Source organism: Halorubrum lacusprofundi ATCC 49239 (assembly GCF_000022205.1).
Classification (GTDB): domain Archaea; phylum Halobacteriota; class Halobacteria; order Halobacteriales; family Haloferacaceae; genus Halorubrum; species Halorubrum lacusprofundi.
Genome location: NC_012029.1, coordinates 1398136 through 1412969 on the forward strand (window position 1 = coordinate 1398136; position 14834 = coordinate 1412969).

The 14834-nt window shown below is 68.2% G+C and carries 16 protein-coding genes; 11 read left to right on the plus strand and 5 right to left on the minus strand.

What is annotated here, in order from left to right; all coding sequences use genetic code 11:
- Positions 1-2: 2 nt before the first annotated feature.
- Positions 3-776, minus strand: a complete 774-nt coding sequence (locus tag HLAC_RS06895; protein ID WP_015910119.1) for a creatininase family protein — start codon at positions 774-776, stop codon at positions 3-5.
- A 163-nt stretch (positions 777-939) separates the two neighbouring features.
- On the opposite strand from HLAC_RS06895, the gene HLAC_RS06900 reads away from it, so the two are divergent.
- From HLAC_RS06900 to HLAC_RS06940, 9 genes are all read left to right on the plus strand, one after another.
- Entirely contained in the window at positions 940-1356 is a 417-nt protein-coding gene (locus tag HLAC_RS06900; protein ID WP_049933381.1) for a nascent polypeptide-associated complex protein, read from the plus strand.
- Positions 1353-2093 (plus strand): methyltransferase domain-containing protein, encoded by a 741-nt coding sequence (locus HLAC_RS06905; RefSeq protein WP_015910121.1) that lies wholly within the window; start codon positions 1353-1355, stop codon positions 2091-2093. The genes HLAC_RS06900 and HLAC_RS06905 overlap by 4 nt, the downstream gene beginning before the upstream one ends.
- Positions 2094-2139: 46 nt before the next feature.
- On the plus strand, positions 2140-3141 hold the full coding sequence (locus HLAC_RS06910; RefSeq protein WP_015910122.1) for a transcriptional regulator TbsP domain-containing protein: 1002 nt from the start codon (positions 2140-2142) through the stop codon (positions 3139-3141).
- 25 nt (positions 3142-3166) lie between these two features.
- Positions 3167-4288, plus strand: coding sequence for a pyridoxal phosphate-dependent aminotransferase (locus HLAC_RS06915; protein ID WP_015910123.1), 1122 nt, complete (start codon positions 3167-3169; stop codon positions 4286-4288).
- 115 nt (positions 4289-4403) lie between these two features.
- The gene (locus tag HLAC_RS06920; RefSeq protein WP_015910124.1) at positions 4404-5606 is read left to right on the plus strand and encodes a methionine adenosyltransferase; all 1203 of its coding nucleotides are present in this window, start codon (positions 4404-4406) and stop codon (positions 5604-5606) included.
- 75 nt (positions 5607-5681) lie between these two features.
- A complete protein-coding gene (locus HLAC_RS06925) occupies positions 5682-6134 on the plus strand; it encodes a DUF5804 family protein (RefSeq protein ID WP_015910125.1) in 453 nt (150 codons plus the stop codon).
- Positions 6135-6210: 76 nt separating this feature from the next.
- A complete protein-coding gene (locus HLAC_RS06930) occupies positions 6211-6903 on the plus strand; it encodes a hypothetical protein (RefSeq protein ID WP_049933686.1) in 693 nt (230 codons plus the stop codon).
- A 22-nt stretch (positions 6904-6925) separates the two neighbouring features.
- Positions 6926-7342: a JAB/MPN domain protein-containing protein gene (locus tag HLAC_RS06935; RefSeq protein ID WP_015910127.1), complete on the plus strand. Its 417-nt coding sequence runs from the start codon at positions 6926-6928 to the stop codon at positions 7340-7342.
- A 94-nt stretch (positions 7343-7436) separates the two neighbouring features.
- A complete protein-coding gene (locus tag HLAC_RS06940; RefSeq protein WP_015910128.1) occupies positions 7437-7763 on the plus strand; it encodes a DUF5789 family protein in 327 nt (108 codons plus the stop codon).
- 43 nt (positions 7764-7806) lie between these two features.
- Here HLAC_RS06940 and HLAC_RS06945 read toward each other — a convergent pair whose 3' ends face one another.
- Positions 7807-8109, minus strand: coding sequence for a PRC-barrel domain-containing protein (locus tag HLAC_RS06945; RefSeq protein ID WP_015910129.1), 303 nt, complete (start codon positions 8107-8109; stop codon positions 7807-7809).
- Between the two features lie 180 nt (positions 8110-8289).
- On the opposite strand from HLAC_RS06945, the gene HLAC_RS06950 reads away from it, so the two are divergent.
- The gene (locus HLAC_RS06950; protein WP_015910130.1) at positions 8290-11361 is read left to right on the plus strand and encodes an FAD-binding and (Fe-S)-binding domain-containing protein; all 3072 of its coding nucleotides are present in this window, start codon (positions 8290-8292) and stop codon (positions 11359-11361) included.
- A gap of 7 nt (positions 11362-11368) precedes the next feature.
- On the opposite strand, the gene HLAC_RS06955 is transcribed toward HLAC_RS06950, so the two are convergent.
- Both HLAC_RS06955 and HLAC_RS06960 read right to left on the minus strand, forming a co-directional pair.
- On the minus strand, positions 11369-12376 hold the full coding sequence (locus HLAC_RS06955) for a DUF5787 family protein (RefSeq protein ID WP_015910131.1): 1008 nt from the start codon (positions 12374-12376) through the stop codon (positions 11369-11371).
- Positions 12377-12437: 61 nt separating this feature from the next.
- On the minus strand, positions 12438-12884 hold the full coding sequence (locus HLAC_RS06960; RefSeq protein WP_015910132.1) for a bis(5'-nucleosyl)-tetraphosphatase: 447 nt from the start codon (positions 12882-12884) through the stop codon (positions 12438-12440).
- A gap of 204 nt (positions 12885-13088) precedes the next feature.
- Here HLAC_RS06960 and HLAC_RS06965 point away from each other — a divergent pair, with 204 nt between their 5' ends.
- Complete coding sequence (locus HLAC_RS06965; RefSeq protein ID WP_015910133.1) at positions 13089-13421, plus strand: uS10/mL48 family ribosomal protein; 333 nt, start codon at positions 13089-13091, stop codon at positions 13419-13421.
- 29 nt (positions 13422-13450) lie between these two features.
- Here HLAC_RS06965 and HLAC_RS06970 read toward each other — a convergent pair whose 3' ends face one another.
- Positions 13451-14800: an MFS transporter gene (locus HLAC_RS06970; protein ID WP_015910134.1), complete on the minus strand. Its 1350-nt coding sequence runs from the start codon at positions 14798-14800 to the stop codon at positions 13451-13453.
- Between the last annotated feature and the right edge of the window lie 34 nt (positions 14801-14834).

Sequence of the window (14834 nt, forward strand, 5' to 3'; positions counted from 1 at the left end):
CGCTACTCGACGCGATCTTTCGGCAACAGCTCCGCGCGGTCGCGGGCGTCGAGCCACTCGACCAACTGGACGAGTTGGTCGCTTGCGGCCTCGAACAGGCGCTCCGCTTTCTCGGGAGTCACGTCGGTCGGGTCGCCGAACGCCCCGTTCGCGGAGTTATCGACCGCGTCGTAGTAGGTGCGAGCGCCGTGGACCACCGCGTCCGACTCGTCGAGGTGGACGAGTCCGTCGTCGCGAGCGTCTTCCAGTCGGTCCGTCTTGACCAGCTCCGGGGCGATGTGGGTGATCATCGCGGTCTCCTTCGGTCCCGCGTGGGGTCCGTTGTGCTCGAATAAGTCGTCGACGAGTTCCGGGATCGACTCGTCCCACATCCACTCGATCGCGTAGGCCGTCTCGTCCTCGTGGAGCCGGCGTCCGACCTCCCGGAGGTGCTGGACGTTACCGCCGTGGGCGTTCACGAACACGACGCGGTCGATCCCGTGATACGCGAGGTTCCGGGTGAACCCCTCGACGTAGTCGCGGAACTCCGGCGGGTCGACCCACATCGTGCCCGGGAACTGCCGGTGGTGCGGGCTGACGCCGACGGTGACCGTGGGGGTGCGGACGGCGCCCGTCTCCTCGGCGGCCGCGCTCGCGAGCGCCTCGGCGATCAGATGGTCGGTCGCCAGCGGCAGGTGCGGGCCGTGCTGTTCCGTGGAGCCGAGCGGAACGAGCGCAACGGATTCGTCCGACAGCGCCTCCCCAAGTTCCGGCCACGTGTGGTCGGCGAGATACATACCCGACCTCGAATTCGGGGACGTATGAAACCCGCTCTCTCGGTCGCGTTCGCCGGGAGCGGTAGTCGCGTTTGCCGGGGGGAGTACTCGCGAGCGACCCCGATCGCCACCTCCTCGGCCCGTGTCGCCACCCTTTTTGTGTCGTCCCGCCGAATTCGGGCGTATGTTCGGAGGAGGCGGCATGAACCCGCGAAAGATGAAACAGATGATGAAACAGATGGGGATCGACGTCGAGGAGCTCGACGCCGAGCGGGTCGTCATCGAGACGGCCGACGGCGACGACCTCGTCTTCGACGACGCCCAGGTGACCAAGATGGACGCTCAGGGTCAGGAGACCTACCAGATCGTCGGGTCGCCCGAAACCGTCGCCGACGCCGGTGCCGGCGGGAGCCCCTCGGCGGTCGAGGGCGGGGACGGGTCGGTCGACGCGACGGAACGCGACGCGGGCGTGACCGACGCCATCCCCGACGAGGATGTGGCGCTCGTCGCCGAGCGCGCTGGGGTCCCGAAGTCGACGGCCCGAGAGGCCTTGGAGGACGCCGACGGCGACCTCGCGGCCGCGATCGCGGATCTGGAGTGACCGACGCCGCGTACCTGCTGGTCCACGAGGACCGGGAGTACCTGCTAGAGCCGGGCGAGGAGTTCGGCACCGACCTCGGCGTCCTCGAGGTCCCCGAAGACGTCGAGGGCGGCGACACCGTCGAGACGCATCTCGGCACCGTCTTCGAGGTCCGCGAGCTTCGCGGCCCGGACCTGTTCAACCACCTCGAACGCACCGGCGCGCCGATGATGCCCCGCGACGTGGGGCTCGTAATGGGCCACACCGGCGCCTCCGGCGGCGATCGCGTGCTCGACGCCGGCACGGGGTCGGGAATCCTCGCAGCATACCTCGGTCGCGCCGGCGCCGACGTGACCAGCTACGAGATCGACTCCGAGTTCGCCGAGGTCGCCCGCGGGAACATGGTGACCGCCGGCGTGGCAGACCGCGTCGAGGTCCGCACCGGCGACCTCACCGAGGAACTGGACGCGCTCGCCGACGAGGACCCCTTTGACGTGTTAACGCTCGATACGGGCGACGCCCCCGAAGTCGTCGAGCGCGCGGACGACCTGCTCGCGCCCGGAGGGTACCTCGCCGTCTACTCCCCGTTCGTCGAGGGGACCCGCGAGGCCGCCCTCGCCGCCCGCGAGGCCGGCTTTGAGGGCGTCGAGACGCTCGAAACGATTCAACGGGAGATGGACTTCTCCGACCGCGGCTCCCGCCCCTCGACCGCGGGCGTCGGCCACACCGGGTACCTGGTGTTCGGCCGGGCGCCGTAGTCGGCAGCGGCGCAACGTTCTTTCCGACTCCGCCGCCACAGAGCGTATGGCTCCGCCGACGGCTGGCGAAGACACTTCGAATCCCGACAGCGACGACCCCTCCGAAGTCGCCGTCGCGCTCGATGAGGCCGATGACGGGCTAGCCGACGCGATCGAATCGGCGCTTGCCGGTCGGTCCGCGATCGTCGCCGTCGGCGTCCCACTTGCGCTTCTCCCCCCGATACTCGCCGCGAGAGAGCGCACAAGGGGAGGAACATGGCGGGTCGCCTGTCGGCCGGGCGTCGCCGACGCGCTTGGCCGGGCGTTCGTCCTCGGCACCGCGGTCGCCGAGGCGGTCGCGGAGGGAGCGATCGAGCTTCGGACGGTCGCGGACGAACCAGACGTCCAGCGAATTCTGTTCGCGTCGCCGGACCGAATCGACGCGGTCGTCGGACCGGAGAAGGATCGAACACTCGTTACCGAGGAGGCGCCGAAACGAGTCACGCCCGCGGGCCGAGCGGTGCGCGAGCGGTTCGCGGCGGCGACGCCCGAGACCGTCGATATGCCCGCGCGAAGCCGCCTGCTCGCGGCCGCCTGCGAGACGCTCGACGACAGGTTCGCGGACGACGTGGCGGCGGTGCTCGACGCGCTCCCGTACGGCGCGGTCGGACGGACCGGTGAGGTCACCGACCGGACGCTCCTCGTCGCGCTGGCGGCGCGCCACGATCACCTGCTGTGGGACCTGCGGCGGTGGATCGGCGACGGAGCAGACGGGGGGAGCGCCGAAGGCGTCGGGATCGCCGCTGGACAGGACCTCACCGACGACCGGCGAGCCCTCGTGCGGCGCGGCCTGATCGAGGCGATCAAGATGCCCGCGGGCGACGGCCGCCCGCAGCTCCGGCTCCGGGCGGTCGACGACGCGCTGCTCCGCGCGACGCCAGAAGAGGTGCTCAGCGTGCTCCGCGGGCGGTTCGCGCTCCCGGTCGACGAGGACGGGCGGGTCCGACAGCCGCCCGGCCGCGACGAGCGGCGACCGGTCTGGGAGCGGACGCGACGTGACAAGAACTAACTCCCGGCAGCGCCCCCGAACGGGTATGCCGAACTTCTCCGACAGGGTCGAACGGATCTCCATCAGCGGGATCCGCGAGGTGTTCGAGGCGGCCGGCGACGACGCGATCAACCTCGGGCTCGGCCAGCCCGACTTCCCGACGCCGGACCACGCGCGGCAGGCGGCGATCGATGCCATCGAAGCCGGGAAGGCCGACGCCTACACCGAAAATAAGGGCACTCGGTCGCTTCGCGAGGCGATCGCCGAAAAACACCGGACGGATCAGGGGATCGACCTCGACCCGAGTAACGTGATCGCCACTGCGGGCGGCAGCGAGGCGCTCCACATCGCCTTAGAGGCGCACGTCGACGCCGGTGACGAGGTGTTGATTCCGGACCCGGGGTTCGTCTCCTACGACGCGTTGACGAAGCTGACCGGGGGCGAACCGGTCCCGGTCCCGCTGCGCGACGACCTCACGATCGACCCCGCCGCGATCGAGGCGGCGATCACCGACGACACCGTCGCGTTCGTGGTGAACTCGCCCGGGAATCCCACCGGCGCGGTCTCCTCCGAGGAAGACGTGCGCGAGTTCGCGCGGATCGCCGACGAGCACGACGTGCTCTGTATCTCCGACGAGGTGTACGAGTACACCGTCTTCGAGGGGGAACACTACTCGCCGATGGAGTTCACCGAGACCGACAACGTCGTCGTGATCAACTCGGCCTCGAAGCTGTTCTCGATGACTGGCTGGCGGCTCGGATGGGTGTACGGCTCCGAGGAGCGCGTGGAGCGCATGCTGCGCGTCCACCAGTACGCGCAGGCTTGCGCGTCGGCGCCTGCCCAGTACGCCGCTGAGGCTGCGCTGCGGGGCGATCACGGGGTCGTCGACGAGATGACCGCCTCCTTCGAGCGCCGCCGCGACCTCCTCCTCGACGGCTTCGACGAAATCGGCATCGACTGCCCGACGCCGCAGGGAGCGTTCTACGCGATGCCGCGGGTGCCCGAGGGGTTCGTCGACGAGTGTCTTGACCGCGGCGTGGTCGTCGTTCCCGGCGAGGCGTTCGGCGAGCACGGGCGCGGCCACGCTCGGATCTCGTACGCGACCGACGAAAGCGAGCTCCGCGAGGCGCTCGACGTGATGGCGGACGCCTACGAGGCGGCGAAGTAGGGGGGAAGTAGCCGCGAGGTAAGGGCAATACCTGCCAAACGATAACTAGAGAGCATTACCCGGTCCCGGGAGGTTTCCGCAAGTTATACTGCCGCCGGCCAAGTACCGAAACGTAATGGACCGGAACATTCAGGTTAGCCGCCTCGATCGTCGAGCGGTCGAGGACCAGGAGGTCGAGATCGTCGAGCGGAAGGGTATCGGACACCCGGATTCGATCTGCGACGGTATCGCGGAGTCGGTGTCGCGGGCGCTCTCGCAGCTCTACTTGGACCGCGTCGGGAAGGTGCTTCACTACAACACCGACGAGACGCAGTTGGTCGCCGGCCGCGCCGCCCCCGCGTACGGCGGCGGCGAGGTCGTCGAGCCGCTCTACGTGCTCATCGTCGGGCGCGCCACGAAGGAGTACGAAGGCGAGCAGCTCCCGGTCGACTCGACCGCGCTCGCGGCCGCCCGCGACTACCTCTCTGAGGCGATCCCGGAGCTGGAGTACGGTACCGATGTGATCATCGACGTGAAGCTCGGCGAGGGGTCGGGCGACCTCCAAGACGTGTTCGGCGAGGAGACCCAGCAGGTGCCGATGGCCAACGACACCTCCTTCGGCGTCGGCCACGCGCCCCTGACGGAGACGGAGACGATCGTCTACGAGGCCGAGCACGAACTCAACACGACCTACCACGCGGATCATCCCGAGCTCGGGCCGGACGTGAAGATCATGGGCAAACGCGAGGGCGACCGGATCGACATCACCGTCGCGGCCGCGATGGTCGACCGGTACGTCGACGGGCTCGACGAGTACGACGACGCGGTCGAGAACGTGCGCGAGTTCGTCACCGAACTGGCCGAGTCGCGCACGGACCGGGAGGTCCACGTCGACGTCAACACCGCCGACGACTACGACGAGGGCTCCGTCTACCTCACCGTCACCGGCACCTCCGCGGAGCAGGGCGACGACGGGTCCGTGGGACGCGGCAACCGCGCGAACGGGCTCATCACTCCGAACCGGCCCATGTCCATGGAGGCGACCTCCGGGAAGAACCCCGTCAACCACATCGGGAAGATCTACAACCTCCTGTCGACCCGGATCGCGGAGTCCGTCACCGAGGAGGTCGACGGGATCCGCGACCTGCAGGTCCGCCTGCTCTCGCAGATCGGGCGCCCGATCGACGAGCCCCACGTCGCCGACGCGCAGCTCGTCACCGAGGACGGCGTCGCGCTCGGAGACATCGAACCGAAGGTCCTCGAAATCGTCGATCGCGAGCTGGCAAACGTCACCGACGTGACTCGCAGCGTCATCGACGGCGACGTGTCGACGTTCTGAGCCGGCGACGACTCTTCTGGACCGCCGAGACGAACGACCGCAACCGATTTGTGGAGCGGCCGAGTCCGGTAGCGTGTGACGCGGGTGTGTCTCCTCGGCGATCCGGACGTGAATCTCACCTACGAGCTGCTGTCCCGCGAAACGGCCCGGGACGCGCTCGCGACCTACGAGATTGAGGAGCCGTTCGAGAACAGCGTCGCCGTCGACACCGTAAGCCTCGGCGCGGCGGTGTCGCTTTTAAATGACCTCAACTGGTACCTCGTCCGCTTCGTCGACGAGGCGCTCGTTCGCGAGCCATCGGTCTCCCCCGACGAGTGGCTCTCTCGCGACCTCGCCCGCGAGGTGCGCGACGGCGCCGTCCCCCCCGAGGAGACCGATCAGCGACTGAAGGTGTTCGGGCTCGTCGACGGCCGGCCGGTCGAACCCCTCTACGTTCGGCGAACGCAGGGCGAGACGCCCGAGTACGACCTCCGCGACGTCGACGAGACGGTGATCGTCCGGGTGAGCGAGTCGGAGTTCTCAGGATAGGCTTGAGCAATTCGGCGTTTCAGCGGTCCCGCCGGAGAGGGTTGAAAAGGATCCGGACTAAATACGTGTTATGGAACTGAAAGCTGACGGCGACGCGGACCTCCACGAGATCGATCGCTTCGACCGCGGCGTCGGCTGGATCGCGTACCCGGGCGAGGCGATGGAGCGGGCGAGCCACGCGATCGCGGTCCCGAACGAGGAGAGCGAGACGGACGACGTCTGGGTGTTCGACCCGGTCGACGCGCCCGGCGTCGACGACCTCTTGGCGGATCTCGGGACGGTCGCGGGCGTCGTGGTCGGGCTCGACCGTCACAAGCGCGACAGCGCAGCGATCGCGACCCGACACGACGTTCCCGTCTACGTCGCCGACTGGATGACCGGTGTCGCAGAGGAGATCGACGCCCCCGTCGAGCGGTTCGGCTCGCGGCTGGCGGACTCGGGGTTCGAGGCGTTTCGGATCCGCGACTCCATGATCCCCCCGTGGCAGGAGGTCGGCTTCTTCGACGGCGAGACGCTGATCGTCCCCGAGTCGCTCGGCTCCGCCTCGTACTTCCGTGGCGATCGTGAGCGCCTCGGCGTCCATCCGATGCTCCGGCTGATGCCGCCGATCGAGGCACTCTCCGGACTGAACCCGGAGCGGGTGCGCGTGGGCCACGGCGTCGGCGTGGACGAGCGGGCCGCCCTCGCCGTTGAGGACGCGCTCTCCGGGTCGCGCCGCAAGGCACCCGGACTGTACGCGCGGACCCTGCGCTCGGCGCTCGGGATCTGACCGTGTCGGCGCCCGTTTGCTCGTGATCCACATCACGCGCGACCTGTTGACGGTGTTGCTCGACCAAGCCGCCGAGCGCGATCCCGACGCGACGAGCCTGCGGCTTTCGGCTACTCGTGCCGGCGAGTTCGACGAAGACACCGGTCTCGACCCGTCGATGCCGGTGGTGACCCATTTCACACCCGCGGGGGTCGGCGGGTCGGTGAACGCGGTGTTCGGGGTCGATATCGGGACGCCCGCCGGACGAGGCGGGGCACGGTTCATCTCGCACCCGAACGGATTCCTCGGCGTGTCGAAGAGGGACGACCTCGCGGCGGTCGTGCTCGTCGCCGTCCCGCCGTACGACGACGACGCGGTCGCTGCGTTCGACCGCGCCGGCAACGGGATCGAGCTGGCGGTCCTCGACGCAGCGCCGCCGGAGGAGTCACTCCCGGAGTGACCGCATCTGCGACGTTGAGCGGAGCGGTCGGAGCGGCCCACCGGCCGCTCGCCGAACATGGGTTTAAAAAGGCCAGAGCGAGTACCACGCCGCAATGGCAGCACGCCCACCCGGCGGCGGCGGATCGTCGGAGCCGGACGCGATCGAGTTCGGCATCGCCGTGCTCGACGAACAGATCGGGAAGGCGGACGTGTCGTTCCCGGCGACGGCCGAGGAGGTCCGCCACGCTCTCGGCGACCGCGAGATTCCCTACGACGGCAAAGGGCGGACGATCACGCTCGGCGAGGCGCTCGATCAGGTGCCACAGAGCCGGTTCGAAAACAAGACGGAGTTCCTCGACGCACTGTACCCAGTGTTCGACCGCAAGCGGCGGGAGGGCGGTGGGCTCCTAACGAGCCTGCGGGACGCGCTTCCCTTCTGACGCCGCGAGAGCGGCCCAGCGATCTCGGACTGGCGGTCCTCCGCTAGACTTCTGCTTCCGCCTCGGCCTCGGGTTCGTCGGTCCCGGTGTCGAGGCGTTCGATGACATCGTTTATCAGCACAACGTCGCCGACGGCACGGACCCAGCGGTACGGGACGATGACGCCCGTGTTCCTGTCGACGCGCCCAGCGAACAGCTCATGGTTGAGCTCCGCGAGCGCGAGCCCGGTCACGGCCTGCGCGTCCAGATCGAGGCGTACGTCCTCGATCTCGCCGACGAAGACGCCGTTGTTCGAATACACCTCGCGACCGACGAGAGACGTGATCTCCTCCGGAACAGCGTTCATATTCGATACGGTCACGAGCGCGCCTAATAAGCGTTCGTTGTCGAACGACGCCCGTCAGACGGTGCCCGCGACGTTTTCGGTTGCCCCCGCGTCCGGCTCACCTCCGCGATCCGGGAAGGCAGGTTCTCATGATTCGACGACTGGGAGAGGTTTTTCACGGTCCGACCGTGAGGGATTCGCATGGCGACCAACACGCCGGATCCGGATCCGCGGGACGGGGGGGACTTCGATTACACTGGCGGCGCGGTAGAGCGCCCGGGCCTCGTCGACGCGCTGGAAGACCGGGTCGATGGCAACGTGCGGTTCGACGAGTACTCGAAGCGGCTGTACGCGACCGACGCCTCGGCGTACGAGGTCACACCGATCGGCGTCGTGGTGCCGGAGTCGACGGCGGACGTGGCGGCGGTCCACGAGTACTGCTACGAAGAGGGGATTCCGGTGTTGCCCCGCGGGGGCGGCACGTCGCTCGCGGGCCAGACCGTCAACGAGGCGGTCGTCCTCGATCTCACCGGTTCGATGGACGAGGTGCTGTCGACGGATCCGGAGGCGGGGACCGCCCGAGCGCAGGCGGGGGCGTACGTCGGCGACCTCAACGCCGCGGTCGAGCCCCACGGGCTGAAGTTCGCGCCCGATCCGGCGTGGCGCGACAAGTCCGCGATCGGCGGCGCAATCGGCAACAACTCCACCGGGTCGCACTCGCTGAAGTACGGGAAAACCGACCACTACGTCGAGGAGCTGGAGGTCGTGTTAGCCGACGGGACGGTGACGACCTTCGGAGAGGTCGCCGTCGAGGAGCTACGAGAGTCCGCAGACGCCGAGAGCGACGACCTCCTACCGCGGATCCACGCCGAGATCGTCCGGATCCTCGACGAGGAGGCGGGCGCGATCGACGAGCGCTTCCCGGAGATGAAGCGGAACGTCTCCGGCTACAACCTCGACCGCCTGCTCGCCGAGTACCGCGGCGAGTACGGCGAGGCGGGCGTCGTCAACCTCGGTCGGCTCATGGCCGGCAGCGAAGGGACCCTCGCGACGGTCACGGAAGCGACCGTCTCGCTTGTCGAGATTCCAGAGACGAAGGCGGTGGCGCTGCTCACCTACGACGACCTGCTGGACGCGATGGAGGATGTGGCGCCGATCCTCGACCACGACCCCGCCGCCGTCGAGGTGATGGACGACGTGCTCCTCGGCCTCGCGGCCGACACGCCCGAGTTCGAGGGCGTCGTGGGGATGTTGCCCGAGGGGACCGACTCCGTCCTCCTCGTCGAGTTTTACGCCGACAGCGACGTGGATGGGAAACAGAAGGTCGCGGACCTGATCGCGGATCGGGTGGGTGCGACGGCCGACCGTGCCCGCCCGGCGACGATGGCGGAGCCGAGCGACGGCGCGGCCGAGACGACGAGCCAGCCCCGCCGCGCGGTCGACGCGATGGAAGCGCACGACCCCGAAAAGCGCGACCGGTTCTGGAAGATGCGCAAGGCCGGACTCCCGATCCTCCTGTCGCGCACCACAGACGAAAAGCACATCTCCTTCATCGAGGACTGCGCGATCCCGCCCGAACACCTCCCCGAGTACACCCGCGAGTTCCAGGAGATCCTCGACGACAACGACACCTTCGCGACCTTCTACGCGCACGCCGGCCCGGGCGTACTCCACATCCGGCCGCTGATCAACACGAAAGACGTGGACGACGTGGACGCGATGGTCGACATCGCCGACCGCGTCACCGACGCCGTGGTCCGGCTCGGCGGGTCGGTGTCGGGCGAACACGGGGACGGCCGCGCCCGGACCCAGTGGAACCGGAAGCTGTACGGCGACGACCTCTGGGACGCCTTCCGCGACCTCAAGACCGCCTTCGACCCCGACTGGCTGCTCAATCCCGGAAACGTCTGCGGCGACCACGACATGCGCGAGAACCTCCGGTTCGACTCGGAGTACGAGTACGACGCCGGCTTCGACCCCGCGATGGAGTGGGCGATCGACAACGGGATGCAGGGGATGGTCGAGCTCTGTCACGGCTGTGGCGGGTGTCGCGGCCCGCAGGAGACCACCGGCGGCGTGATGTGTCCGACCTATCGCGCCTCCGAAGAAGAGATACAGGCGACCCGCGGCCGGGCGAACATGCTCCGCGGAGCCATGAACGGCGAACTCCCCGACGACCCGACCGACGACGAGTTCGTCACCGAGGTGATGGATCTGTGTGTCGGCTGTAAGGGCTGTACGAAGGACTGTCCGAGCGGCGTCGACATGGCGAAGCTCAAAGCCGAGGTCGAACACGCCCACCACGAGGAACACGGGATCGACCTGCGGACCCGACTGCTCGGCAACTTCGAATCGCTCGCGCCGATCGGCTCGACGCTCGCGCCCCTCTCGAACCTCCCCGGGAAGATCCCCGGCGCCGGCCTCGTCATGGAGAAGGCCCTCGGGATCGCGAAGGAGCGTGACCTCCCCACGTTCCGCTCGGAGAGCCTGACCGACTGGTTCGAGGCCCGCGGCGGCGCGGGGATTCCCCGAGCCGAGGCCGACCGCGACGTACTGCTGTTCCCCGACGTGTACACCACCTACACGAACCCCGGTGCGGGGAAGGCCGCGGTGCGCGTGCTGGAGGCCGCGAACTGCCACGTCCGAATCCCCGATGTGGACGGGAGCGGGCGCCCCCCGCACTCGAAGGGGATGCTCGACGAGTCGCGCGCGGCGGCGAGAGACGCCGTGGAGACGCTCGTACCAGATGTGGCCGACGGCTGGGACGTGGTGGTCGTCGAGCCCACCGACGCCGTGATGCTGCAGACCGACTACCACGACCTGCTCGACGGCGACGCCAGCGACGTGCCCGACGCCGACGTGGCGACCGTCTCGGCGAACACCTACGGCGTCATGGAGTACGTCGACGCCCACCGGCTCGACGAGGATATCGACCTCGACGCGCCCACCGAATCGCTCACGTATCACGGGCACTGCCACCAGAAGGCGACGAAGAAGGACCATCACGCGGTCGGCGTGCTCCGACGTGCGGGGTACGGGGTCGATCCGCTCGACTCCTCCTGCTGTGGGATGGCGGGCTCGTTCGGCTACGAGGCCGAGCACTACTCGATGAGCAAGGCGATCGGCCGGATCCTCTTCGATCAGGTCGCCGAGAGCGACGGTGACGAGGTCGTTGCTCCCGGTGCCTCCTGCCGGAGCCAACTGAAGGAGCGCGACGGCGGTGCCCCCGAGCCGCCGCACCCGGTCGAGAAGCTGGCGGCGGCGCTGGCGTAGGACCGACCTAGTCGCTCTCGCCGTCGCCGTCGGCGACCCGGTCGCGCTCTCGCTCTCGTCGGCGGTCGAGGACCAGTTCGAGCCCCTTCCCGGGGCCGCCCTCGATGGGCCACCCCTTCGTCCGCCACTGGGGCGGTTCGGGCGAGAACGACGCACAGGATCCCGAACACTCTCGTGCGGTCGGGACCGTCTCCTTGGCCGCGCAGTACGGGACGAGCGCTTGCCCGTTGCGGCGAAGTTCGAAGTGTCGGCAGTCCGGCCGCATCGTGTCGGCGAAGGAGCGCCACCCCTTCCCGTAGGCTCGCTCGGCTATCTCCAGCCGGCGGGTCACCGTCTCAGGGTCGCGGCGCTCGTGTTCCGCGGGCGCCAGATCGCTCGGATGCCACGCCACGTCGGCCGCATCGGCGCCGACGCCTCCCTCGAAATCGGTCGCGAGGATGCCGGCCTCGACGGGCATCTCGCGGAGCAGGGCCGGCTCGACGCGCTCGCCGGTCGTCTCGGTGGCGAGCCACGCCTCGTCAGCGAGGCAGGTTTCGACGTCGTGAGCGAGTTGGTCGGCGAGCCGGTCGGCCGCAGAGCGATCGAGATCCGGCTTGTTCTCGATCGCGACGATCCGCTTGACCCAATCGGGATACGGTCGCTTCCGGCGGAGCTGAATCCGGTTGTTCCGCCGTCGCTTCTCGATCAGCTCGCGGCCGGCAGCGCGGTGGACCGCCTGTCGAACGTAGCGCCATGGATAGCCGGGATGCGGGAGCGCGTCGCGGTACCACGCCCACTCGGCGGGGGCGTGGCGAACCACGTGGAGGAGGTCGGAATCGATGGTCCGATCGCCGAACGCACGGCGGGCTGCGAACGCCGCCGGATCGACCTCTATCACGACCGTGTCCCAGCGGCGCTCTTTGGTGCCGAGCTGGCGGGCGACGACTGCCGGACGCGGACCCTCTCCGGGGTACCACGCCAGCTCGGCGTACCGACAGACCAACAGCTCGTAGCCGAACTCGGCGTCCGGAGTCACGGTTGTGGTAGTCGGCGGCAGTTTAAAAGTGAACGGGGCGGAATGGAACGAGAGTATCCGCTTAGACGTACTCGCCGGTGTCCCCGTCTTTCCGCTCGTCGAGGTAGTCGTGGGCGTCCTCTAAGATCTCTCGGGGGCCTGTTTGCGTGATCGTGTTGAGCGCCTGATCGTAGTCGCGCCACTGCAGGTCACGGTGTTCGTTCGAGATTTCGGCGCTCGCTTCGAACGAGCGCGCGATGAACAGGTGCACCGTCTTGTGGATGGTGTTGCCGTTCGCCTCAAACACGTAGTCGTACTCCTTGCGGAAGCCGTCGATCAGCCGGAAATCTTCGATTCCGGCCTCCTCCGACACCTCCCTGATCGCCGTCTGCTGGAGCTCCTCGTCCCCCTCGATCCCGCCCTTGGGGAACTCCCAGTCCCCCGGTCGGCTCTTCAGGAGCAAGTACTCCCGTTCGCCGCGGGTGTCGCGGAAGAGGATGGCTCCGGCACTGGTCGCTTCGACCGTCATTAGCGTCAGGTAAGCGACCACCCCTAAAGAGGGTGTCGGAGTCGCAAACACATCGGCCGTTGCAGCCTTCTTCGACCGATCTGCGCGCCGTTAGTCGCCCGCTGCCGGTGTTTTATACGTGCAGATCGACATCGGATTTTACGTCCCGTTCGCGGTAGATGCGTTTTTACTCCTTGGGCCACCATCAACGAACAAGCCCCAGCCATGACCTTCGTCACGAAACTCTCTTTCGCGTCCGGCGACCACGACGTGCTCGCCGAGACCGTCCAAGACCTCAAATCGACGCTCGAACGGAAAGGCGCGGAGTGTAAGGGTCCACACGCCACGCCCGCCGAGACCGTCCGCGTTCCACTTTACAAACAGCTCCGCGCCGGCGACGAGTTCTCGCCGTGGAACTACGACGTGTACAAGCGCTCGATGGAGATCCACGGCGCGGACGACATCGCCCGCGAAGTCGTCGGTCGCGACTTCCCCGACTCGATCCACGTCGAGGTCGAGGTCGACCAGAAGAAGCCGCTCGGACACCGTCGGGACTGATTTTTAAAGGCCGCGAGACCTCGCGCGACTCAGTCGTCGTCGCCGGTCGCGACGATCCGCTCGCCGGAGACGAACCATCCGTCGTCGTTCGCGCGCTCCGCGATCTTCGGCTGGAACACCCACGCCACGAGCCCCAAGATCGGTATCATCGACGCGCCGACGATCGCGTAGCCGACGTGGAGGTTCGGGAGGAACGCGGCGGAGAACGCGAGCGGGTAGACGACGCCTCCGACCGTTCCGATCCCGCCGACGATCCCCGCCACCGATCCGGAGTTGTCCGGGAACATCGCGGGCACTTGCGCGAAGATCGCGCCCTCGGAGAACGCGCAGCCGGTGCCGACGAGGAAGCCGGCGACCACGGCGACGTAGATGTTCCCCGTCAGCCCGGCGAGCGTCATGCCGAACATCGACAGTACGACGAACGAGAGCGCGGCGAACGTCCACTGGTTGCGGTACTCACCCTCGAAGACGGGGAGGATGTCCCGCTCGTTGCGCGCGACCACGTCGCTGACGTACCCGCCGATCGGCCGGAGGAGCCCGGCGGCGACCGAGAACGTCGCCGCGAACGACGCGGCGATCACGATGTCGCCCTGGCCGAACGCCTCGCGGTAGTAGGTCCCGAGCCAGCCGTTCATCGCGAGTTCGAGGCCGAACGACATCACGTACGCGACGGAGAGGACGACCGCGCCGTAGCGGGTCGCGATGAACCGCCACTGCTCCCAGCTCACGCCCGCCTTCGTCGCCTCCCGCTTCGCCTCGCTCTTCGCGGCGGCCCCGAAGACGTAGTAGACGACACCGAGCAGCACCGCGAGCGCGCCGGTGTAGAAGAACGCCGCCCGCCAGTTCGACGAGGTGGCGAGGAACGCCGAGCCGAATATCGGGTCGACGTATCCCTCACCGAAGATCCGCGGCAGGGTGAAGTACGCGCCCAGCCCGGCCCCGGCGTTGCCGATTCCGGCGAAGATCCCTTCCGCGGTCCCGAGGTTCTCCTCCTCGAACCACTCGGCGACGTGCTGGATGCCGATGACGAACGTGATCCCCGAGAGCGACGCGACGATCCGTGAGGCGGTGAACACCTCGTACGTCTGTGAGAACGCGCTGATGATCGCGAACGTCCCGACGACGACGAGCGTGACGCCGCCCGTGACGTTCGCCCCGAACCGATCCGTCAGCGGCCCGATGACGATGCGACCGAGGGGGACGGCGACGATGGCCGCGCTCGCGACGACCCCGAGCTGTTGGACTGAGAGCCCGAACTCCTCGGCGATACCGCCGGTGAACGGCGCGAACGAGAACCAGATTACGAATCCGAGGTTGAACATGGCCGTCGCGAGAATGAGGTTCCGGTACTTGCCGTAGAGCAGGTCGGTCGGCTTCACCGCGAGTCACCTCCCGCGGAACGGTCGAGAACGT